The following is a 23709-nucleotide window of genomic DNA, read 5'->3' as shown; positions in this document are numbered from 1 at the left end:
CCCTGTCAGGCTGGGTTGGTTGCTGTCACGGCCACAAGCGAGAACGCCGACAGCGGCCGGTACATCCGAACGTCACGGAACCCACTGGTGTTCAAGGCTTCTTCGAGGCCGTGCTCGTCGGGCAGCGGAGAGCCGAAGTCGGAGCAGCGGAACCAGAGGTCGAGCGCGGACACCGAGGTCACCTTGCCGGGCACGCTCGTCGTGAGCAGCAGTGTCCCGTTCGGACGCAGCAGCTTCCGGCACCGTTCCAGGACGTCGCACTGTTGATCCTCCGGGAAGTAGTACAGGAGGTTGTGCAGTGTCACGACGTCGTACTGCTCGTCGAGCTCGACGTCGCGAATGTCGCCGAACCTGGCCCGCAGCCGGCTTCTCTGCCCGGTCGACGCGAATCGCTGTGCCATCGTGTCGACGAGCTCTTCCTGCATTTCCAGGCACGTCACTTCCAGCACCGGGTCCGCGGCGGCCGCGTACTGGGCGTAGTGCCCGTCACCGGCGCCGACCTCCAGCCACGTCCGCGGCTCGTGGTCTCGCACCGTGTCCCGCACTGCGGACTCGATCAGCGGCTGCACGAGCCGGGTGGACCGCGCGATGACGGCCGGGTCCTGATCGGCGTGGTTGAGCCCGCCGCCTTCGACGGCGAACCGGGGAGCGGACATGATCGCCTGCCGGTGGTACAGCGCGACTTCCAGCAGACCGGCCACCGCCACGCCGGACGGGTCCTTGGCGAGCAGCCGGCCGTCCAGCCCGCGGAGACGGTAGGCGCCGCTGTTGTCACGGGCGAGTACGCCGACCTCGACACCGATGTCGAGCCAGGGCCCGATGAGCTCGGGGCGGGCGTGGGCCCGGAGCGCCCGGATGACGCCTGCGCGGTCGAGCCGCCTGCCGCCGCGGAGTTCGGCCAGCAGCCCCGAACGAGCCGCGGCGGCGAGGAACGTCATCCGGTAGAACGGCCGCATGAGCCTGGCCTGGACCATGCTCAGGCTCGGGATCCAACTGGCCCCGAGCATATCGGCGAGTGTGCGCAGTTTGGTCACTGTGAATCTCCATCATCGGTACGCGGGCCGGCGGAATGACTTCGCAACGCCGACCGGACGTGGTCCGACGTTTCTGGCTCGTACAGGAAGAAGTGGTGCCCGGTCACGACACGGTGAGTGAACGGTCCCGTCGTGTAATCGGCCCACCCACGCATCTGCTGTGTCGTGGCGATGGGGTCGTCGGTGCCGGTGAAGGCCACAACGGGGCACGACAGCGGCACGCGCGGCGTCCAGCGATAGTCGCGACACACGGCGAGATCCGCCCGCAGCAGCGCCAGCTGATGCGGGCTCGACGACTGCACCGACATCCGGGATCCGCCGCTCCAGCGGGCAGTCTCGGCCCGCAGCGCGTCGTCGTCGAGCCCCGCACACCAGTGTTCACCGCGGTACAGGTGCGGCGGGCGGCTGCCCGACACGTACAGCGCCTCCGGTTCCGGGCGCCCCGATGCCTGCCACGCCTTCGCGAGCTCGTAGGCCAGTACCGCCCCCATGCTGTGGCCGAGCAGCACGTACGGCGGTGTGACGTGCTGCTGGTCGAGCAGCGACACCAGGTCCCGCACCGCCCGTTCGGCGTCGCGGATCGGCGTCTCGCGGATCCGGCGACGCCGCCCCGGCAGGTCCGGAGCGACGACGCGGCCCGCATCGGCCAGCAGGGTGTGCCACTCGTGGAACACGCTGCTGGCCCCACCGGCATGGTGGAACAGCACGTAGCTGACGTCGGTCGCTGGCGCCACCCGACGTGGCGGGCGGATCACCGCGGGCTCGGCGAACGTCACGACGTCCACCACCAGGAAGCGGCGTCGACCAGGGACCTGGGGAACGAATGCGGTTGATCCCTCCAGAACACGGCGAGCGCCTCGGAACCGGCCCGTTGCCCGGCCGCTGGTGATGCCGCCACATCGTCGGTCCCGACCACCGAGTAGAGGGTCGGGAGGCCGTTCGCGGCGGTGCCGGTCGCGGCGCCGAGGGAGGTCAGGTACTGGCCCCAGGTCACCGGCCGTGGATCGGCCACCGTGAACCGGCGTCCCGACGTCAGCTCGCTCCGTGCGGCCTGGATCGCCGCGGCGGCCAGGTTGGCCGTGCCGACGAGTTCAGCGTCCCTGCCCCAGGCGGGATTCGCGGTGATCAGTCCCGACCGCAGCCCCGCGGCCGCCGCCGCAACGGTTCCGTGGCAGTGCGGCCCGAACACGGCCGGGGCGTGGAGAATAGTGAGTGAGACCCGAGCCCCCTGCGCCAGTGCGAGCAGCGCCTCGTCGTCGCCCGGATCCGCCGAGGGGACGCCCGCGGGCAGGATGTCGTCCGGCAGCCGGTCGGAGTAGGTCACCAGAACGACCCGGGTTCCCGGTGCCGCCGTGAGGATCCGTTCCCGGACGGCGTCGCCGTCGCCGGCCACCCGGCATTCGAAGACGATGTCACCGGGCCGCGGTGCGACCTCGTCGCCGTCCGGCACGACCGGAGTCCCCTCGGCCGAGAGCCGTTCCACCAACGCCCGTCCCACGCCGGAAGCGGCGCCTTGCACGATCGCGCGCGGACCCTGGGCCACCCTCTCGGCTGGCGCCGTGCCACCGGCGAACGTGCCGCCCGCGACACCGCCCGCAACGGGGCTGCCGTTGACCGGCGGCGTCACCACGGCGTCCGGGGTACGCGGCGCGTGCGTGCGCACCGTCGCGCCTGCGGAGTGAGGGGGCAGCGGGTCCTTGCCGAGGATCGTGGCGAGCCGGTCGACCGCCGCATCGAGGTCGGCGACGTCGTGTTCGGCGTTGATGAAGAACCGGATCCGGCACGCGTCGGCCGGCACGGCCGGGTAGCCGATCGGCATGGCGTTGAACCCGGATTCGAGCAGCATGTTCGACATCTCGATGGTCCGCGACCAGTCACCGGTGATGACCGGGACCACCGCCGAGTCGCGAGAGACTCCGATGTCCAGCCCGGCCGCACGGGCACGTTGCCGGAAGTGGTCGGCGCGCTCATGAAGGGCGCGGACCCGGTCCGGCTCGTCCCGGATGACCCGGATGGCCTCCAGCGCCGCCGCCGCATTCGCCGGCGACGGGCCCGTGCTGAACAGATACAGCGGAGCCGCGTACCGCAGGAACTCGATGAGCCCCTTCGAGCCCGCGATGTAGCCGCCCAGGCTCGCCAGCGCCTTGCTCAGCGTGCCCATCCACACATCGACGTCCTTGGCGGGCACTCCCTGCGCTTCGCCGATGCCACGACCGGTGCGGCCGAGCACACCGATGGAATGCGCCTCATCCACCATGAGCAGCGAACCGGTCCGCCGCGCGACCTCGACCAGTCCCGGAAGGTCGGGCAGGTCACCGTCCTGGCTGTAGGCACCTTCGACGCACACGAGCGAACGGCGGTACGAGTCACGCAGGCCGGACAGGATGCGGTCCAGACTGGCCAGGTCGTTGTGCGGGAACGACCGTCGCGTCGCGCGAGACAGGAGCGCTCCCCTGACACTGCTGTCGTGCGACCACTCGTCGTGGACGATCAGGTCGCTCTCGCCGAGCAGCGCCGAGATCACGCCCACGTTCGTCGCGTGACCACCGGAGAAGACGATCGCGCTCTCGGTGCCGAGCATGTCGGCGATGGCCGCCTCCAGCTCCTTGTGCACCGGGGTCTCGCCGTACAGCAACGGAGTCGCGGCCGCCGACGTGCCGAACCGTTCGACGGCGTCGACGGCGGCCCTGCGCACCCTCGGGTGATGCGAGAGGCCCAGGTAGTCGAAGGCCGAGAAGTTCACCAGCTCCTGGCCCTGCACGTCGATCCGGGCGCCGTTGAACCCCTGGTGGATCCGGGCGTACGGGTTGTCCGAACCGCCGATCGCGTTGGTGAACCGGCCGACCGCGTCGCGAACCTCGCTCCAGGTCGACGGATCACGCGGATCCTCGTGCGGCTCGCCGCCCGCGGCTGGCTGCCCGTCGTCGCGGGCCGCCGGCTTCGGAGCTGCGGGAAGACCGGTGACCGAGGACGAGTCGGTCCGTGCGGGACCGGTCGGTGCCGGGTCCGCCGGCAGTGCAGGCGAGGTCGGTTCCTCGCCCGTGATCAGGGCGACGACCTCCGACACCGCAGGGTCCTGCACGAGGCGAGGAGCCAGCTCATCCGGGTCGGGCCCGCCGGCCGCGCCGAGCTTGCGTGCCAGCGCCGTCAGCATGAGCGAGTCGAGCCCCAGCGCGGAGTGCAACCGGTCGTCCTGCCGAATGCGTGCCACGGGGAATCCGCTGACCGCGGCGATCTCCTCCAGTACGGTTGAGGCTTCCATCGAGCCGTTGCTTGTCGTGGCCATGGCGCTCTCCGGTTGCCGGCCTGCGTGCCGCGAGGTCGTCGCGGACTCCGGCTGCGGGTCGAAATCGGTCAGAGGAAGGGGCTGGCGCGTCAAGAACGCCTCCTGCGCGGAGAAGTCCACCGGAACACCACTGCCCGCCAGTTCGGCCAGGCTCCGCAGGAAGGCAGCCGCGCCGTCGCGCTTGGCCGTCGCCGTCACCGCACAGTGCTCCGGTGGGAGCAGGTCACGATCCCGGCCGACGAGCGACGGCACCGCGCCCAACTCGATGACGGCCGTCGGCCCGGCGGCCGCGGCACTACGCAGCGCATCGGCGAACCTGACCGGAGCGAGCATCTGCTCGCCCCAGTAGCCGGGACGCAGCTCGGTCATCGGCGCGGCATCGAGCGTGGAGATCCACCGCCGCGACGTCGGCGAGGTCCGCAGCCCGGCGGCCCACTCGTCGACGGCCGCCGCTGCCGAAGCCATCGCCTCGGTGTGGAACGCATGGTCCACCGACAGCCTGCGCCCCACGGCCCCGATCTCGGTGAGCCCGCGCAGCAGGTCCTCGACGTGGTCGCGGGGGCCGGCGACCGTCAGGTGGCGGAGACCGTTCTCAGCGGCGACCGCCCAGCCCGGGTACCGGCCGACCAGTTCCCTGATCGGCTCGGGATCACCGAGACACGCGACCATCGCGCCTTCCGGAGCCCGGCCCATCGCCTCGCCCCGCCGCACGGCCAGTTCGAGCGCGTCGTCCTCGGAGAGGACCCCGGCCAGCGCCGCAGCGGAGAGCTCGCCGACGCTGTGGCCGACGACCGAGTCCGCGTCGACGCCGAACCGCCGCAACACCGACGCCAGTGCGAGCTGGAGGGCGACCAACAGCGGCTGCTGCACGTCGGTCCGCTGCAGCCGTTCGGGCAAGGCAGCCCGGTCGGTCAGCAGTTCGAGCGCATCGGGGATGCCGAGCTCACCGAGTCGTGCGGCCTTCTCTTCGAGGGCACGGGCGAACGGCGCGCTCTCCGCGAACAGGTCGTGCACCGCCCCCGGCCCGACACTGCCCTGACCGGGCAGTACGAACACCACCTCGCGCGACTGCGCGTCTCCGGCCTGCCAGCGGATGCCGGCCGGGTGCGGAGCGCCGTCCTGAACGGCCGTGAGCGCTTCCGCCATCCGGCCGGTGTCCGCTCCGACCACGACGGCCCGCTGCGGCGCAGCGGGGTCACCGTCCTGCGCACGGACGAGCGCACGGAGGTCGCTCGTGCTCTCGGCGACGGCGCGGAGCCTGCCCGCCTCGCGTTCCAGCTCCGCCGCGGTCTCGCCGGCGAGCGTGATCGCATGGTTCCGCCGCTGTCGGTGGCCCGCGCGGTGTTCCGGGGCCGCGCTCAGGACGACGTGTGCGTTCGCACCCCCGAATCCGAAGGAGCTCACCCCGGCGTGCACGGTGCCGTCCGGCGGCAGGTCGACGGGCGCGGTGGCCGGGGCAAGTCCACTCGCCGCCCAGTCGAACCTGCTGGTCGGCCGGGTGATGCCGAGCGTCGCGGGCAGGCGGCCCGTGCTCAGTGCCAAGGCTGCCTTCAGCACGCCGGCGATGCCGGCGGCCGCTTCGAGGTGCCCCACCGTGTTCTTCACGGTGCCGACGTGGCACGGAGCACCGGCCCGGTCCGCACCGCCGTACACGCGAGCGAGCGCGGACAGTTCCACCGGGTCCCCGAGCTGCGTGCCGGTGCCGTGCGACTCGATGAAGGCCACCGAGCGCGGATCGAGTTGCGCCTCGGCCAGCGCCGCCCGAATGACGTCCTCCTGTGCGCGAGACGACGGCGCCGTGATGCCGTTGCTGCGACCGGAATGGCCGACCGCGCTGCCGGCGAGCACCGCATAGATCCGGTCGTTGTCCCGCTCGGCCGCCTCCACGGTCCGGAGCAGCACCGCACCGACGCCCTCGCCGCGGACGTAGCCGTGCGCCTCGTCGTCAAAGGCACGCGCCAGCCCGTCGGTGGCCAGCACCCCGCCGTCTTCGAGCGCCTCGAACTGCCGCGGCGCCGCCAGCAGGTTGACCCCCGCGACCAACGCCGCTTCACACTCGCCCGCCCGCAGCGCCCGCCACGCCTCGTGCAGCGCGACCAGCGACGACGAGCAGGCGGTGTCGATGCCCACGCTCGGCCCGCGCAGGTCGAGCTCGTAGGACACGCGGTTGGCGCACAGCGCGTGGCTCGTACCGGTGGCCTCGTAGATGGACGGTTCGGCGTGACCGTCGACCCGCTGCAGTGCGTGATCGGACGAGCCGATGCCGATGAACACCCCCACCTCGCGGCCTGCCAGCTCCTCCGGCCTGTGCCCGGCGTCCTCGATGGCGTGCTGGCAGGCGGTGAGCACGAGCCACTGCTGCGGGTCCATCGCCGCCGTCTCGACCGCGGAGATGCCGAACGCCTTCCCGTCGCCCACCGCGGGCGAGTCCAGCCAGCCGGCGTAGCGGCCCTGCATCTCGGCATCCGTCGACGGCGTGATCACCGGGCTGTCGGCGGTGAGCAGCTGCCGGTAGCCGTCGAGATCGGCGGCACCCGGCAACCGGCAGGCCATCCCGGTGATCGCGACCGTGGCGGTCGCCGACCCCTCGGAACGAGCCCCGGAGGTCGCCACCCGTTCATCGGCTGCCGACGGCTTGTCCTCCGCCGGAGCGGCGCCGAGGGCACCGGCCAACGCGGTGATCGTCGGGTTGTCGAAGATGAGCTCGGGCGCGATCGGCGTCCCCCACTGCTCGGAGAGCCGCTCGCAGATCATCGTGGTGCTGCGCGAGTCGACGCCGAGGTCGCGGAACGGCACGTCGAACCGCAGCGTGTCCTCCTTCACGCCGAGCACGCCGGCGACGGTCGCCGCAACCACCGGCGCGGCGGGGTTCTCCTCACGGCCGGCCGACGACTCGGTGGCGGTGGCGGCAGTGGCGGCCCCGGCCGCCGGGCGCTCCAGCCCGAGCATGCCGACCATCGGACAGGTGAGCACGTCCGCGACGTTGACGTCCGATCGCCCCTCGGCGGCCAGAATCACGTCGGCGACGGTGACGCCGACATCGCGCAGCAAGGTCTCGTCGGTGACGTCCGCGGGAATCGCATCGAGGACGCGCCGCCCCTCGTCGGACGACGGCCGCGCCGCCATCGCGCCCGGGGAATAGGAGGCCGCCAGCACGTCGAGGTGCAGCTGCCCGAACAGGTTCGCGTACTGCGCGCGCTGGATCTTCCCGCTCGTCGTCCTGGGCGTGCTGCCACGGCCGACCACGGCCACGACCAGCGGCGTCACGTCGAACGCACTTCCCAGCGTGGCGCGCATCCGCGCCGGCAGCTCGGCCAGACCAGCCACGTCATCGGCGGCAGGCTCGTAGCAGACCACGATGTGCTCATTGCCCCCGAACTCGATGGGCATCACGGCACCGGCACCCCGGCGCAGCTCCGGATGCTCGCTCTCGAGCGTCGCCTCCACGTCGGGCGGGTACACGTTGCGCCCGTCCACGATGAGGATGTCCTTGCGCCGGCCGGAAATGAAGAGCTCGCCGTCGAACAGGAAGCCCAGGTCACCGGTCCGTAGGGACGGCGAGCCACCGTCGACGGTCTCGGCCCTGAACTTCTCCGCCGACTCGTCCCGCTGACCCCAGTACCCCTCGGCCACGCCCGGGCTGCCGATCCACACCTCACCGACCTGGCCGTCCGGCAGCTCGCGCCGAGTGTCGGGGTCGACGATCCGGATCTCGGTCTTCTGCAGCGGCACGCCACACCCGACCATCCGCACCGCGGCGGGGTCGTCGTCGTCAGCGTGCACCGCTTCGCCCATCGCGAGCAGATCCCGATCCAGCGAGGCGATGAGGGGCTCCTGGCCGAGCGGGGTGGCCGTGGCCACGAGCGTCGACTCGGCGAGCCCGTAGCTCGGCGCCATGCACTCGGGCCGAAACCCCGTCGGCTCCAGGTGCTGCGCGAAGCGGCGCAAGGTGTCCGGCCGCACCGGTTCGGCACCGTTGATGGCACGCCGCCAGCTCGACAGGTCCAGGCCTTCGAGGTTCTCCCTCGGAACGCGGGAAACGATGTGGTCGAAGGCGAAGTTGGGGGCGAACGTCGTCGTCACCGCACCATCCGAAATGGACTTGAGCCAGAGCTCCGGATTCCGGACGAAGGTACGCGGCGCCATGTGGTAACCGGTCGCCGTGCCGTAGATCGGGAGCAGGATGCCGGCGATCAGACCCATGTCGTGGTACGGCGGCAGCCAGGAGGCGAGCGCGTCGCCCGGATTGTGACCGTAGGCGACGTACATCGCCGTGAGGTTCTCCAGCAGGTTCCGGTGCGTCACCATGACGCCGCGTGGATTACCCGTGGAACCCGACGTGTACTGCAGCAGCGCCGTCCGGTCCGGATCCTGCGTGGCCTCCAGCGTCAGCGTCGACGTCGGAATAGCATGTTCCACGTCGATCCAGCACACGTCGGCCAACCCCGTCTCCGCCAGCGGCAGATTCGAGGTGTCGACCCCGTCCGACGTCGCCGTAAGCGCGATGGCCGGTTCGCAATCACGCGCCATTCCCGACAACCGGGAGAGCGACGCCCTGACGTTCTTCGCGTCGAGCGGATACGCGGGCACGGCGATCATGCCCGCGTCGAGGCACCCGAAGAAGGAGGCGATGTAGTCGATCCCGGGCGGGAGAAGGAAGAGCACCCTGCTGCCCTCAGGCGCGTGCCGGCGCAGCAGCTCCGCGATTCCCCAGGCGCGATGGCGCAGCTGCTGCGCCGTGACGTCCTCGTAGCTCGCATCCGACTCGAAGAAGCGCACCGCCAGCTCGTCGGGAGCCGTCGAGGCGAAAAGGTCGAGGAGCTGGTTGACCGTGCCCGACAGGCGGGTGTCGATGTCGAGCGAACCGCTTCTGGCCGTGGTCACGTCCACCTCACTCACCCTCGGTCTCGGCATACAGTTCGGCGAGGCGGCCGTGGTCGACCTTGCCGTTGGCATTGCGTGGCATGGAGTCCAATTTCCTTACACGGTGGGGAATCATGTAGCGAGGCACGAGCCTCGCGCAGTGCTGTTTGACGTCGATGAGACCGGGAGCCGGCTCGTCGGCGGTGAGGAAGGCGACGAGCTGGGCACGCTCCTGCGTCACCACCCGTTCGACCGCGACCTCGTGGACACCGGGCAGCTGCGCGAGTGCGGCCTCGACCTCACCGAGTTCCACGCGATAGCCGCCGAGTTTCACCTGCCGGTCGGCGCGCCCCTGGAAACACAGCCGGCCCCGTTCGTCGTAGAAGCCGAGGTCACCGGTGTGGTACTGCCGTGTTCCCCGGTCGTCGATCGCGGGACGCGGGTCCCTGCCTCGATAACCGGGGGAGACACACGACCCCGTGACGACGATCTCGCCGAGGTCGCCGGCTTCGGTGATCCGCGCCCCGTCGTCATCGATGAGGGAGATCTCGGCGCCCGCGACCGGACTGCCGAGCGGCACCGGCGTCGTGCCGTCCAGCTCGTCCCTGTCGACGACGTGCGCGATGCAGACGTTGGTTTCCGTCGGCCCGTAGAGATTGCCGATGACCGTTTCCGCGGGGAGCCGGCGCGAGAGCTCGGCCAGCCGTGCGGATGGGTATTCCTCCCCGGCGTAGAGCACGGTGCGCAGCGAGGTGTCAGGACCGAGCGCGTCGGGCACCTCCCTGACGATGAGGTCGAGCGCGAACGGCACCGAGTACCACATGGTCGGGCGTTCCCGTTCGATCGCCGCGGCCATCGCCTTCGGATTGGTCCGGTCCTCATCGGACAGCACCAGCAGTGAGGCACCGACCGCGAGCGGCACGAACAGTCCGTGCAGGCTGATGTCGAAAGTGAACGGAGCGTGGTTGACGACGAGGTCTTCGTCGCTCGTCGGGAAGTCCTCGAGGCACCAGCGAACGAACGCGGCGACGTTACGGTGCGTCAACCGCACGCCCTTGGGCTTGCCCGTCGAACCCGACGTGTAGAGCAGCGCCGCATCGTCCTCGGGCGTGGGGTTGCCCGGCGACGCCGGGACGTTCCGAGCCTGGAGGCCGGCCGGGTCGACGATCCGGGGAAGCTCGTCGGCGGCGAACCCGGCGACGAGGTCGGACGACGTGACGAGTACCGCCGGGTCCGCGTCGTTCAGCACCACGTGGGCACGGGCCGCGGGCTGGGCCGCGTCGAGGGGGACGTAACACCCGCCGAGCCGCAGCGTCGCGAGGATCGCGGCGACATAGTCGGCACCCTTCGGTAGCCAGATCGCGACCCGTTCGCCAGGGCCGGCGCCGGCGTCGGCGAGCGCACCCGCCACGGCCTCGACCCGCGACCAGAGCTCGCCGTAGGAGCACGGCGTCTCGCCCGCCAGCGCGATCGACCCGCTGACCCCGGCTTCGGGCGCCGACAGCTCGACGACCTCGCGGTGCAGGCCACTCACGATCCCGGTCATGCCGCCACGCCGCTGCGGTCGAAGCCGATCGCGTCCGCCGAGTCGCGCACGATGTCCGCGGCCGCGTCGAGGTCGGCGTCGGTGTGTTCCACCCCGACGCTGATACGCAGCCGAGCCTGTCCGATCGGGACACCGGGATAGACGACCGTCTGGCAGAACATCCCACGTGCGCGCACCTCGCGGCCGAACCGCAGCGCAACGTCCTCGTCACCGACCACGACCGGCAGGATCGCGCTCTCCGAGTTCTCCAGATCGAATCCGTCCGCCCGCAGCCGATCGCGGAGCCGGCGGATGTTGCGCCACAGCCCTTCGAGCAGCGCGGGCTCCTTCTGGAGGATCTCCAGCGAGGCGATCAGACCCGCGACCATCGGCGCCGGTGTCGTCGCGGCGAAGACGTAGGAGTGCGCGTAGTAGCGCAGGTAGTTGATGACTTCGGCCTCGCCGACCACGAAGCCGCCCACGCCCGCGAGTGCCTTGCTCATCGTGCCGACCTCGAGGTCGACCTCGCCCTTCATTCCGAAGTGCTCGGCCGTACCCGAACCGGTGCTACCCAGCACACCCGTCGAATGGGCATCGTCGACGAGCAGCCGCGCGCCGTAGCGGCGGGTCAGTTCCACGAGTTCGGGCAGCGGGCAGACGTCGCCGTGCATGCTGAAGACACCGTCGACGGCCACGAGCGTTCCGCCAGGCCGCTCGGCGACCTGCTGGAGCCGCTGTTCCAGGGCCTGCATGTTGTTGTGAGCGAAGGACAACCGGCGCGCACCCGCCAGCTGTGCTCCATCCACAAGGGACATATGATTGAGGCTGTCGCTGAGCACGTGATCGGCGGGACCGGCCAGCGCGGAGATCGTGCCCAGGTTCGCCGAGTAGCCACCGGGGAAGACGATGCAGGCGTCGCGGCCCTTGAACTCCGCGAGTCGCCGTTCGAGCTCGAGATGAAGCTCGGTCGTGCCGCCGATGATCCGGCTGCCGGTGTTGGTGGCACCGAACGACCGCGCGGCATCCGCAATGGCGTCCGCGACGCGCGGATCGTTGGCCAGGCCGAGGTAGTTGTTCGAGGCGAAGACGAGGTACTCGGCGCTGCGCCCGACCTGCATGTCGTGGTAGACGCCGCGTCCGGTCAACCGTCCCGAGGACGGCATTCCGTACCAGTAGAGTTGATCTGTCTCCCGGCGCCGACGGTGGTCGGCGAACCGTGCCGCCTTCGCGAAGAGGTCGGCGTCGCCGTCCGGGCCGAAGTCCTTCATCGTTTCGCCCGGCTTCGTCGTGTCACCGTCGCTCGTCGTCTCACCGTCGCCCGACGCTGCGCAGACGCCCGACGCTGCGCCGACGGCGTGGCCCTCGGCGGCCGGGAGGTCCGGCATCGTTGCAGGTGGTATACCGTCCATTGTGGCTACCAATGCACTGACACCGGCCACGATGTCCCCGACCGTGGCGGCCTCGCGGTCCAGCGACTTCGGTAGCTGGAACCTCGTCTCCAGGTCGGCGAGGACCCATTCGCGCATCAGCGAGTCGATGCCGAGTTCGTCCTCAAGAACGGCGTCCTCGCCGAGCTCCTCCAGGGAGTAGCCGGTGTGTTCCGCAATCACACCGAGGACGGTTTTGGTCCGAGTTTCGTCGGCGGGGGTGGTCATACGCCGTTCGCCTCCTGTTTCAGTTCGGCCACGAGTCCGCACATCGCACGCACCGACCCGAAGTTCTCGGGAACGACTCGCCCCACCGGAACCGCGACCCCGAACTCGGACTGCATGAACTGCACGATGGTCAGGACTTCGACGGAGTCCAGGATGTTCAGCTCGAGTAGCGGTGTGTCCGCGTCGAGCCCCTCGACGCTTCCTTCCAACAGGTTGCCCGAGACATACTCGACGAGGCTCGACTCAATCGAACTCACGCTGCCGCCTCCTTCCGTTCCGGGGTAACGGCACTTCGGCGCGAATGACTCTCTGAGACGTCGGTCAGCACACGACGGACGGTACCCAGATGATCATGACAACCCGCGCGAAACGGCCTGACAACACGCTGACAGGTACGACCACGACGACCCGTGCACGCATGCTGACCAGTTATTTCGCCTCACAGCCACGGTTTCCGCACTCGGCATGGCGGTGAAGCGAACAGTTCGGGAACTGCCGAACAACGAACAGCTTCCGGAAGTCTGCGTTAGACTACAAAACGCGTGTCCGTACGATACGGCCGTGCGCTGCCGCCGGCGGAACTTTCGGCTCTGTTGACCGACATCCTCGCCCCGATCGCTGTCTTCGCCCCATCGCTGTCTTCGCTCCGACCGTTGTCGGCGCCTGCGGCCCGCCCGGCGTCGTGATCGGCCGGAGCGAATCGGCAGGGTCGAAGGGGCCGGGCCGAACGCCGCCAACCCGATGCGCGGCCATCGGACGTGATCACGAACTCAACCGAGGAGAGGTCCGAATGCAGCAACACAATGCTCTTCGAGAGGCGCTCAGCGTCGCCGTTCACAGTCCTTCATCGCATAATTCCCAGGCGTGGGAGCTGAAGGTCACCGACAACGACGACGGCACGGTGCTGGAACTCGGCATCGACCGGAACCGGGAACTGACCGCGCTTCCGGGCCACCGGTACGAGATGCTGCTCAGTCTCGGTGCGTACTGGTACGGTCTCGCGGTTGCGCTGCGAGCACGCGGGTGGGCCCTCGACTGCGACGCCGAACCGGCGGCATCCGGCCGGGCGACCATACGCGGTCGGATGGTCCCAGCGGAGGTGTCCCCGGATTCGAAGAACGACGCTGCGTTGATCACCGAGCGTCGTACCGATCGCGGAGCGTATGCCGAGACCCCGATCCGTTCCGACATCCGGGACGCGCTCGCCGATGCGGCACGGACACGGCCGGAATGGGCGCCGGCGACACCGCTTCCGAACGTGCAACTACTGACGGGCAGCGACGAGCTTGCCGAGGTCGCCGAATTGACCCGCCAGTTCGCGCCGCGCGATTTCCTGCACCGTAAGGCATGGAAGGAGACCGTCCACTATCTTCACCGGGACGCGGTGGCGGCATCCGCGTCCGACGGGTTCAGTTACGGCCAGATCTTCGGGCGACGGCCCTGGCCGATCGACCACCTGGTCGTAGCCCTGACATCACCGGCCCTTATGCCCTTCATCGGTCGGGCCGGACTCGCCGACAAGCTCGCCCGCGGCCTCGCGTCGGCGGTCGAGACGGGACCGGGATTCCTCGTGCTGACGGCTCCGAACACGGTCCGCTCGTCGTCGGACTGGATATGGGCGGGAGCGGACATGCACCGCATGTGGCTCGCGGCGAGCCGGGTGAACCTGGGACTGCACCCCGTGTCCGTCCTGCTTCAACATGATGATTCGCGAACGGTGCTCGAACAGCGCCTCGGCCTGTCAGGCAGGGCCTTCTTCGCCGCCAGGATCGGCCATCGGCTTCCCGGACGTGTCGGAACATCAGCGCCGCGGCGCGATCCGCTCGCCGTGCTCTCGACACCCACCGCTGGTACGTCCGCTGCGAACTGAGCTGGGCGAACGGAATCAGGACAGCCAGCCGGCCCCACTGGGTAGTCACACACCGCGCACGACCACCGGAACAGGGACACAGTTGAGCCTCGCCGGCTCCACTCGAACCCGAGACCTCTTCTCCGCGAAACACCTTATTGCAACAATTAGGACTTTCGACTATTGACATCGTGTCCGTAGTGCACCGGTGAGGTATGAACCACCTTGCACTGCGGAGTAGTCGGTTTCAGGACTGCCAGCTGGCGCCACGCGATAGGGTGACAACAGTGCTCAGCGGGACCAGAGCGTCGTCAGCGACCGTCGACGGTGCAACTGCGACCACCCGAGCAGAAATGCAGGCTGACCTGGGGGTAGCGGACGATGAAAAACGAAATAAAGTTGCAGTTGCTTGGAAATATTGCGGTGCGCAGCGGCGTCGAGAACCGGCATGTTCGCTCCAAGCTCGTACAAGGCTGCCTGGCCTTGCTCGCCCTCGAAGCCGGGAAACCGGTACGTAGTTCCACCCTCATGGGCGAACTGTGGGGAGACAATCAGCCACGGGAGCCCAAAAACGCACTGCACGCCGCGGTCACGCGCAGCCGCTCGTTCATGAAGCAAAGCGACTGGTCACCGGAACATCTGAAGACCGTCCCCGGTGGATACCTGCTCGACGTGGAACGAGGTCAGGTCGATGCGCTGGCTTTCCGTAGTGCGGCTGAAGAAATCCTGCGGGATCCGGATGTCGACATCCAACGCTGTATCGAAGTCCTCGACATGTGGAGCGGACCCGCATTGATGGGAATCAACGACGGCGGACGTTGCCTCAGCGAAGCGACACTTCTCGAAGAACTGCGGCGACAGGTGTCCGAGCGACTGGCGATACAACGAATCAAGAATCGGGACTATGCTGGCGCGGCGCACGAGATCGGACAATTGACCGTCGAGCGTCCGTTGAACGAGAACTATCGCGAGCTCCGCATGATTGCGCTGTACTACCTGGGCCAGTCGGCTTCGGCATTGGCGGAGTTGAACAGATTTTCCGACACGATGGACCGCGAGATGGGAATGGCGCCGAGTCAACGGGTCAGGGATTTGTACTTCGACATCCTGACCGACGCAAAGGACCGGGTCGACAACAGACTGTCGGGTTACGATCCGGCAGGCCCGAAGAGAAGGACCTCGAGCACGGAGAACCGGACGTTACGTCCCCACCCGCAGTGAGAACCACTGCTCCTGTTGCCCCCGGCCGGTCTGTACCTCCGATCGACTCTGCGCTCCCGCTCGTTCTTCCGCCGCGTGTCCATTCCGGATCGCGACAGCTCACCTGCTGTTGTGAGTCTGGTCCCTTACCAACCGCACCTCACCGACCGATCACGAGCTGCCGGCACTCGACGTGGCGGCATGGGCAGCGAAGAACTCCGCCAGGTGGTGGGTGCCGGTGGGAGTGCCGACACTGTCGTTCAACATCCCGAAGGTGACGAACCGCAGTGTGTCGGCCTTCCGCTTACTGAACAGCGAAGTGATACCGAGGACCGGGGGCAGGACCCCCGGGGGGATCCTCGTGATCCGGCGGTTCTTGCCTAGAGCGTCGAACGCGCACTCCGCGAGCTGCTCCCACGTGAAGATGTCCGGACCGCCGACTTCCCACCTGCCCTGCTCACCGGCTTCGAGTCGGTCGACGCAGGCGGCGGCGAGGTCGGCACCGTGGATCGGGTTGATCTTCCGTTCCGGGTCGAAGAGGTACGCCCGGCCACGTTGAGCCATGGCGAAGATCTGCATCATGTCGGAGAAGTAGCCGGGCGGGTCGATCACCTGGCTCGGCACCGACGACTTCGTCAGCTCTTCGACGAACGCCGTCTTCGCCTTGGTGAGTTCCGCGGTGCAGCGGTCGCCGCCGATGACGTTGACAAAGCAGAACGATCCGACGCCGTGCTGTTCCGCGGACTTGAGGATCGCGCGATTGGCGTCGTAGTCGATGTCCCACGGGTCGGCCTTCTGTGTCGTCACCCCCAGCGACGACACAACGGAGTCGACACCCTTGGCCACATCGGCGACGAACGTGGGGTCGGTGACCTCGCCGATCGCCCACTCGTCGACGAGGCCCGACAGAGACGGGGCGCCCCAGCTTCCCGGCTGCTCCGCGCGCGAGCGGTCCCGGGCGACAGCGCGCACGGTGTGGCCGCGGCGATGCAGCTCCGCGACCAGATAGCGTCCCAGGTACCCGGTGGCACCGGTGACGAGCGTCTTGGCCATGTCTAGTCCACTCCTGTGTATACCGTTGTTCGTTCAGTGAGCGTGGTTCCGCGCGCAGGAACCGTGCCGATGACCGGCCGCTCCGTTTACTGGCCACCGAGCACGCGTACGACGAGCTTGCGCGTGAGCGCCTCGGCCCGGTGCGCGTTCTCGTGGTTCCGTGCCACCCACCCGTCTACCGTGGAGGCGATGTTCCACACCAAGTCCTGATGCAGGTCGTCCGGGATCTCCTGGTCGAGCAGGCCGAGGCCTCGTCCCACGCGAACGACCGCGCCACACCACTCCCTCGCGGCGTCCCGGAACTTGTCGAGCGATGGACTCGGCGGCGCATCCGGCAGGTGGAACAGCACAGGGATGCACGCGAGGTCCTCGTCGTGCTGCGCCTCCGAGATCGAATCGATCAGGCCGAAAACGGTTGGCCAGAACGAATCCGCATCCAGTGTGGACGGATGAGGAACCGCGACCCTGCCCGACAGCTTCTCCAATCCGTCCGAGAACGCCGCCTCGAACAACGCGTCCTTCTCGCCGAAGAAGTAATAGAACGAACTCCGGGGGAAATCGGCCGCCTGGTTGATCTTACTCACGGAGGCCGCTTCGTAACCATTTGAGGCGAAGTGACGGCGGGCGTGCCGCAGCAACGCCTCGCGGCGCGCCGGATCCAACGGCTTACGTGGTCGAGCCATGCTGCTTTCCCGGATGCTCCTACTGCTGCGTCTCGCTTCTACTGCTTCGCTCTACTGCTGCGATGTCCTGCCGCGCTGCGCCAGGCCACACGAACTGGGTGTGGCCCCGGGATCGGACCCGGCCGGGATGGCGAACCTCCCCTCATGGAACCGCTCACCGGCACCGTAACGCCGTGCGGTCCACGCTAGCAGTTCGTGGACACACCTGTCCATAGATTCGATGCAAGGGCCCTCGGGTGGCGTTCGCCGCTGCCCGAGGGCCCGGTCACCGCCGCTGCGGCCAGCAGGGCGCGCTGTTCGAACCCATGTCCGACTCCCCATCGTCGCTCGTCGGCGTCGCTCGTCGGCGTCGCTCGTCGGCGATCGTTGGACCGAGCACCGTCGCCACCGCTACCGACATCCGCCGCGGGTTTGCCCCACAGCCGAACTTGCCGCCCACACCGAACTCGGGACATCCTGGACACCTCGGCGCTCGATACGGCCGGCGGCTACGACGACGTGGCGGAGGTGGCACTCGTGTCGAACGGGCCCACGCTCATCGGTTCGGTGCAGCGCGCTCTGCACCTGCTCGACGCCGTCGGCTCGAGCAGCAGACCCGTCACGGCGAAACACCTGGCGCGCGCCGTCGGGGTTCCGCTGCCTACCACTTACCACCTGCTGCGGACCCTCGTCCACGAGGGCTACCTGCGCAAACTGGAGGACGGTTACGTTCTCGGCGCGCGGCTCCGCCCCGCGGCACCGGAACACGCCTCGCAGCGGCTGCTCACCCACGTCCGTCCGATCCTGCGAGCATTGCGGGACGAGCTCCACGGCGCTGCCTATCTCGCGCTCTACAACGACGGCGAGATCGAACTGGTCGACATCGTCGACAGCCCGCGCACGCCGCCCGCCGACCTGTGGGTGGGCGCCCACGAAGCGGGACACGCCACGGCGTTCGGCAAGTGCATCCTCGCCACGCTCACGCCCGACGAGCGTGCCGACTACCTCGCCAGACACCGGCTGGCCGACCTCACGCCGAACACGATCACCGACGCACGCACGCTCGAACACACGCTGTCGTCCGGTGGCGAGGTGTTCGACGATCGGCAGGAGTATCTCCTCGGCACGGCATGTCTCGGCGGCGTCGTCCACGGACCCGGCATGCTCGGCGCCGTGGCCGTGTCGCTGCCCGCCCGTAGATATCGCGCCACGCGGGCGGCGGCACGGGTGATACAGCGCGCCGCCCACCGGGTCAGCCGTGCCGCGGCCGCCGACGCCGTCACCCGGTAGGCGGCCGCCGTATCAGCATCTGAAATCGACGCCGTTGCCCGAGGTCCGCGCAGGCGAGAAGAGTTGCTGACGAACCCACTCGCCGTCGACGACGACACTGCGCCAACGAGAAAACCGCGGAGGACGGGCATGGACACGGCAACGAGGCTGGACCTGTACCGCACGATGGTGCTGATCCGCACCTACGAAGAAGCGATCCTGCGCGAGTACCACGCCGACAAGAAGCCGGTGTTCGACATCGGCGCCGGCGCGATCCCCGGTGAGATGCACCTGTCGGCCGGACAGGAACCCGTCGCCGCGGGTGTCTGCGCCCACCTGACGTCATCGGACGCGGTCACGGCCACGCACCGTCCGCACCACTTCGCGATCGCCCACGGGGTGGACATGCACCGCATGACCGCGGAGATCTTCGGTCGGGTCGACGGGCTCGGCAAGGGTCGCGGCGGCCACATGCACCTGTTCGACCCCGACGTGCACTTCTCGTGCTCGGGCATCATCGCCGAGGGCTACCCGCCCGCACTGGGCCAGGCGATGGCGTTCCAGCGGCGCGGCACCGACGCCGTGGCCGTGGCAGTCACCGGCGAGGGTGCCGCCAACCAGGGCGCGTTCCACGAGTCGCTGAACCTGGCCGCCTTGTGGAAACTGCCGGTGGTGTTCGTGATCGAGGACAACGAGTGGGGCATCTCGGTTCCCCGCAGCGCCTCGACGTGCGTCACCTCCAACGCCGACCGTGCCGCCGGGTACGGCATCCCGGGCACCCGCGTCGAGGACAACTCGGTCGAGGGTGTGCATCGTGCGGCGTCGGAGGCGGTGGCGCGGGCACGCGCGGGCGACGGACCGAGCCTGCTCGAGGTGCACACCCTGCGACTCTGGGGCCATTTCGAAGGTGATCCGCAGGCCTACCGACACGACCTCGACGGCGTGCCCGGTCGCGATCCGCTGCCCACCTACGAGCAGACGCTGCGCGACGAGGGCGTCCTCGACGAGGCAGCAGTGAAGTCCGTCGCCGCCGACGCGAGCGAGCGGGTCGAGGACGCGATCGCGTTCGCCCGACGCAGCCCGCTGCCGGACCCGAAAGAAGCGCTCGGCCTCGTGTTCGCCTGAGGCGCACGCCCGGGCGAACACAGCTCGCACCGACATCGCCCGGGGCCGTGACCGCGCGCACCCACTCGCCACGAATCGGATCTCGAGGAGGAGCAATGTCGCTCACCGATGCCGCCGATGCCTCCCACACCTCGGCACCGGCCACAACCCGCAAACTCAGCACGTCGAAGGCGATGGTGGAGGCCGTCGCCGCGGAGATGGACCGCGATCAGGACGTGTTCGTCATGGGCGAGGACGTCGGCGCCTACGGCGGGATTTTCAGCTCGACGACCGGCCTGGTCGACAGGTTCGGCCCGCAGCGGGTCGTCGACACCCCGATCTCCGAGAGCGCATTCATCGGCGCCGCGATCGGGGCCGCCGTCGAGGGCATGCGTCCGATCGCCGAGTTGATGTTCGTCGACTTCTTCGGCGTCTGCATGGACCAGATCTACAACCACATGGCGAAGATCCACTACGAGTCGGGCGGCAACGTGCGCGTGCCGATGGTGCTGACGACCGCGGTCGGCGGCGGCTACTCCGACGGCGCGCAGCACTCGCAGTGCCTGTGGGGGACGTTCGCACACCTTCCGGGCATGAAGGTCGTGGCGCCGAGCAACCCCGCCGACGCCAAGGGGCTGATGACCTCGGCGATCCGCGATGACAACCCGGTCGTCTACATGTTCCACAAGGGCATCATGGGCCTGCCGTGGATGGCGAAGAACCCACGTTCGGTCGGCCCGGTTCCCGAGGAGGACTACGAGGTGCCGATCGGCAAGGCCGCGATCGCCCGTCCCGGAACGGACGTCACGATCGCCACGCTGTCGCTGTCGGTACACCACGCGCTCGACGTCGCCGACGAACTGGCGGGCGACGACATCGACTGCGAGGTCGTCGACCTGCGCAGTCTCGTGCCGCTCGACACCGACACGATCCTCGAGTCCGTCGGCCGCACGGGCAGGCTGCTCGTCGTCGACGAGGACTACCGGTCTTTCGGTGTGTCCGGCGAGATCATCGCCAGGGTGGCCGAACGCGACCCCGGCATGCTGGCGGCCCCGCCGGTGCGCGTGGCCGTGCCCGACGTGCCGATCCCGTACGCCCGTGGACTCGAGGACGCCGTGCTGCCGACGAGCGAACGGATCCGCAACGCCGTGTTCGGCGTCATGGGGAGGTGAGCGGTGACCACGTCGCGGCAGGAGGTGCCGTTTCCCACGGTGTCGCAGTCCGACCCGGACGCCGAGGGCGTGCTCGCCACCTGGTTCGCGTCCGACGGCCAGCGGGTCTCCGAAGGTGACCTGCTGGCCGAGGTGGCCGTCGACAAGGTGGACGTCGAGGTACCGGCTCCGGCCTCGGGCGTCGTGCGGCTGTTGGTCGGCGAGGGCGACGTCGTCAAACAGGGCACCCCGATCGCACGGCTGGAGTGAGGGAAAAACCGGTTGCGGCAGTGCCCTAACGTTGAGGCATGTCGATCACCGAGTTCCCCGTCGACGATCCGGGTTCGGGGCCGTACGGCGTGACGACCGGGCCGGACGGCGCCGTGTGGTTCACGATGGCCGGCTCGGGCGCGGTCGGCCGGATGTCGACCACGGGCGAACAGCGCACGTTCCCACTCGGTGACGATTCCGCCCAGCCGACCAGCATCACGACCGGACCCGACGGCGCGCTGTGGTTCACCCTCGGGCGGGCGCACGCGATCGGGCGCATCACCACCGGCGGTGTGCTCACGCGGTTCCCGCTCGGTGAGGTGATGCCGTACGGCATCACCCGCGGACCCGACGAGGCGCTGTGGTTCTCGGAGATGACCGTCGGAGCGCTCGCACGGATCGACACCGACGGCGTCGTGACGGAGTTCCCGCTGGGCGTGCCGAACGCCATGCCGGGTTACGTGACCACCGGGCCCGACGGCGCACTGTGGTGCACGCTCAACCAGGCCGACGCGATCGCCCGGGTCACGCCGACGGGCCAGGTCACCGTGCACGCGCTGCCGACCCGCGGCGCGGCACCCGTCGGTATCGCCGGTGCACCGGATGCGCTGTGGTTCGTCGAGATCGGAGCGGGTGCGGTCGGCCGGATCACCACCGACGGCGCGATCGCCGAGTTCCCCCTCCCCGACCCCACGGCACGCCCCCACGCCGTGATCACCGCCGACGACGGTGGCTGCTGGTTCACCGAGTGGGCGTCGAACCGGCTCGGGCATGTCGACCCTCACGGCCGGTTCACCCATCACGACCTGCCGGGCACGGAACCCCATGGCCTGGCGTCCGGCCCGGACGACGCGATCTGGGTGGCGCAGGAGTCCGGCGCGCTCGCCCGGTTCGACTGAGGCGAACCCGGGACGGCACTCCCGCCGGCAACGTCGTGCCGGGGCAGCATCGTAGGATCGCGCGGGTGACTTCCCGCGACCCGCTCGACGTGCTGAACCGGGTGTTCGGCTATGACGAGTTCCGCCCCGGACAGCAGAAGATCGTCGACCACGTCACGGCGGGCGGCGACGCGCTCGTGCTCATGCCGACCGGTGGCGGCAAATCGCTGTGCTACCAGATTCCGGCGCTGGCCAGGGAGGGCACCGGCGTGGTGATCTCGCCGCTCATCGCGCTGATGCAGGACCAGGTGGACGCGCTCCGGGCACTCGGCGTGCGCGCGGGGTTCCTCAACTCGACGCAGGATCCCGACGAGCGGCGGCTCACCGAGTCCGAACTGCTCGCAGGCGAACTCGACCTGCTGTACCTCGCTCCGGAACGGCTGAACCTCGACTCGACGCGCCGGCTGCTCGACCGGGCGCCGCTGGCGCTGTTCGCGATCGACGAGGCGCACTGCGTGTCGCAGTGGGGACACGACTTCCGCCCGGACTACCTCGCGTTGTCCGGGCTGCACGAACAGTGGCCCGACGTGCCCCGCATCGCGCTGACGGCCACGGCGACCCAGGCCACGCACGCGGAGATCGCGACCCGGCTGGGCCTGGACGACGCGCTGCACCATGTCGCGAGCTTCGACCGGCCCAACATCCAGTACCGCATCGCGCCGAAGAACGAACCACGCAAACAGCTGCTCGACCTGCTGCGCACCGAGCACGACGGCGACGCGGGCATCGTGTACTGCCTCTCGCGCAAGTCCGTCGAGGAGGTCGCTGAGTTCCTCGTCCGCAACGGCATCGACGCGGTGCCGTACCACGCGGGACTCGACGCGGCGACCCGCGAACGCCATCAGGCCCGGTTCCTGCGCGAGGACGGCCTGATCGTCGTCGCGACGATCGCGTTCGGCATGGGCATCGACAAGCCCGACGTGCGGTTCGTCGCGCACCTCGACCTGCCGAAGTCCGTCGAGGGCTACTACCAGGAGACGGGCCGCGCGGGCCGGGACGGCCTGCCGTCGACCGCGTGGCTCGCCTACGGGCTGCAGGACGTGATGCAGCAGCGCAAGCTGATCGAGTCGTCCGAGGGCGACCAGGCGCACCGGCGGAAACTGGCCACGCACCTCGACGCGATGCTCGCACTGTGCGAGACGGTCGAGTGCCGCCGGGTACAGCTGCTGGCCTACTTCGGTCAGGAGGGCGAGCCGTGCGGCAACTGCGACACCTGCCTCACACCGCCGGAGTCGTGGGACGGCACGGTCGCCGCACAGAAGCTGCTGTCCACCGTCGTGCGACTCAAGCGCGAACGGAACCAGAAGTTCGGCGCGGGGCAGATCATCGACATCCTGCGCGGCAAGTCCACCACGAAGATCACGCAGCACCGGCACGACGAGCTGAGCGTGTTCGGCGTCGGCTCCGACCTGGCTGACAACGAGTGGCGCGGCGTGATCCGGCAGCTGCTCGCGACCGGCCTACTGGCCGTCGAAGGAGAGTACGGCACACTCGTCGCGACGCCTGCCAGCGACGAGGTGCTGTACCAGGGCAGGAAGGTGCACCTGCGCCGCGAGCCGAAACGCACCGCCACGCGCGAGAAGACCAAGCGCGCCGCCCAGCCCGCGGAGCTGCCGGACGAGGCGAAGCCTGCGTTCGACCGCCTCCGGGACTGGCGCGGGGCGACCGCGAAGGAACAGGGTGTTCCCGCCTACATCATCTTCCACGACGCGACGTTGCGGCAGATCGCCGTCGACCATCCATCCACTCTGGATGAACTGGGCCGGGTCGGCGGCGTCGGCGAGAACAAGCTGAACAAGTACGGGGAACAGATCCTGGCGGCCCTCGCCGACTGATCCGGTTCCCGAAAG

16 protein-coding genes are annotated in these 23709 nt (G+C 69.2%); 8 read left to right on the top strand and 8 right to left on the bottom strand.

Features of this window, described 5'->3' with window-relative positions; translation table 11 throughout:
- Window positions 1–5: 5 nt before the first annotated feature.
- Genes FHS23_RS07090 through FHS23_RS07065 form a run of 6 tightly spaced genes read right to left on the bottom strand, consistent with a single transcriptional unit; the run spans window position 6 to window position 12620 of the window.
- Entirely contained in the window at window positions 6–1034 is a 1029-nt protein-coding gene (locus tag FHS23_RS07090; RefSeq protein WP_183649578.1) for a methyltransferase, read from the bottom strand.
- Window positions 1031–1810: an alpha/beta fold hydrolase gene (locus tag FHS23_RS07085; RefSeq protein WP_183649575.1), complete on the bottom strand. Its 780-nt coding sequence runs from the start codon at window positions 1808–1810 to the stop codon at window positions 1031–1033. Before FHS23_RS07085 ends, FHS23_RS07090 begins: the two co-directional genes overlap by 4 nt.
- Window positions 1807–9204, bottom strand: coding sequence for a type I polyketide synthase (locus tag FHS23_RS07080; protein ID WP_183649572.1), 7398 nt, complete (start codon window positions 9202–9204; stop codon window positions 1807–1809). The genes FHS23_RS07085 and FHS23_RS07080 overlap by 4 nt, the downstream gene beginning before the upstream one ends.
- Before the next feature lie 7 nt (window positions 9205–9211).
- Window positions 9212–10729, bottom strand: a complete 1518-nt coding sequence (locus FHS23_RS07075) for an amino acid adenylation domain-containing protein (protein WP_183649569.1) — start codon at window positions 10727–10729, stop codon at window positions 9212–9214.
- Window positions 10726–12363 (bottom strand): aminotransferase class I/II-fold pyridoxal phosphate-dependent enzyme, encoded by a 1638-nt coding sequence (locus FHS23_RS07070; protein WP_183649566.1) that lies wholly within the window; start codon window positions 12361–12363, stop codon window positions 10726–10728. Before FHS23_RS07070 ends, FHS23_RS07075 begins: the two co-directional genes overlap by 4 nt.
- On the bottom strand, window positions 12360–12620 hold the full coding sequence (locus FHS23_RS07065; protein ID WP_183649563.1) for a phosphopantetheine-binding protein: 261 nt from the start codon (window positions 12618–12620) through the stop codon (window positions 12360–12362). Before FHS23_RS07065 ends, FHS23_RS07070 begins: the two co-directional genes overlap by 4 nt.
- 533 nt (window positions 12621–13153) lie before the next feature.
- On the opposite strand from FHS23_RS07065, the gene FHS23_RS07060 reads away from it, so the two are divergent.
- Window positions 13154–14233, top strand: coding sequence for a nitroreductase family protein (locus FHS23_RS07060; protein ID WP_183649560.1), 1080 nt, complete (start codon window positions 13154–13156; stop codon window positions 14231–14233).
- Window positions 14234–14593: 360 nt separating this feature from the next.
- Complete coding sequence (locus FHS23_RS07055) at window positions 14594–15433, top strand: AfsR/SARP family transcriptional regulator (protein WP_183649557.1); 840 nt, start codon at window positions 14594–14596, stop codon at window positions 15431–15433.
- A 150-nt stretch (window positions 15434–15583) separates the two neighbouring features.
- Here FHS23_RS07055 and FHS23_RS07050 read toward each other — a convergent pair whose 3' ends face one another.
- Together FHS23_RS07050 and FHS23_RS07045 are read right to left on the bottom strand one after the other, a co-directional pair.
- Complete coding sequence (locus FHS23_RS07050; protein WP_183649554.1) at window positions 15584–16465, bottom strand: SDR family oxidoreductase; 882 nt, start codon at window positions 16463–16465, stop codon at window positions 15584–15586.
- 86 nt (window positions 16466–16551) lie between these two features.
- On the bottom strand, window positions 16552–17148 hold the full coding sequence (locus FHS23_RS07045; protein ID WP_183649551.1) for a TetR/AcrR family transcriptional regulator: 597 nt from the start codon (window positions 17146–17148) through the stop codon (window positions 16552–16554).
- A gap of 516 nt (window positions 17149–17664) precedes the next feature.
- On the opposite strand from FHS23_RS07045, the gene FHS23_RS07040 reads away from it, so the two are divergent.
- The 6 genes from FHS23_RS07040 to recQ all read left to right on the top strand — a co-directional run bounded on the left by FHS23_RS07040 (window position 17665) and on the right by recQ (window position 23694).
- Complete coding sequence (locus FHS23_RS07040; RefSeq protein WP_183649548.1) at window positions 17665–18417, top strand: IclR family transcriptional regulator domain-containing protein; 753 nt, start codon at window positions 17665–17667, stop codon at window positions 18415–18417.
- A 129-nt stretch (window positions 18418–18546) separates the two neighbouring features.
- On the top strand, window positions 18547–19521 hold the full coding sequence (locus FHS23_RS07035) for a thiamine pyrophosphate-dependent dehydrogenase E1 component subunit alpha (RefSeq protein WP_183649545.1): 975 nt from the start codon (window positions 18547–18549) through the stop codon (window positions 19519–19521).
- Window positions 19522–19616: 95 nt separating this feature from the next.
- Complete coding sequence (locus tag FHS23_RS07030) at window positions 19617–20672, top strand: alpha-ketoacid dehydrogenase subunit beta (protein ID WP_183649542.1); 1056 nt, start codon at window positions 19617–19619, stop codon at window positions 20670–20672.
- A 3-nt stretch (window positions 20673–20675) separates the two neighbouring features.
- The gene (locus FHS23_RS07025; RefSeq protein WP_183649539.1) at window positions 20676–20921 is read left to right on the top strand and encodes a biotin/lipoyl-containing protein; all 246 of its coding nucleotides are present in this window, start codon (window positions 20676–20678) and stop codon (window positions 20919–20921) included.
- 38 nt (window positions 20922–20959) lie between these two features.
- Window positions 20960–21820, top strand: a complete 861-nt coding sequence (locus tag FHS23_RS07020) for a Vgb family protein (protein ID WP_183649535.1) — start codon at window positions 20960–20962, stop codon at window positions 21818–21820.
- Between the two features lie 65 nt (window positions 21821–21885).
- Window positions 21886–23694, top strand: coding sequence for a DNA helicase RecQ (gene recQ / locus FHS23_RS07015; protein ID WP_183649533.1), 1809 nt, complete (start codon window positions 21886–21888; stop codon window positions 23692–23694).
- Window positions 23695–23709: the final 15 nt, after the last annotated feature.

The sequence above is a fragment of the Prauserella isguenensis genome (assembly GCF_014191605.1).
GTDB classification, from domain to species: Bacteria; Actinomycetota; Actinomycetes; order Mycobacteriales; family Pseudonocardiaceae; genus Prauserella; species Prauserella isguenensis.
The sequence above is the reverse complement of the archived record's forward strand: the minus strand, read 5'-3'. Positions and strand labels throughout refer to the sequence as shown.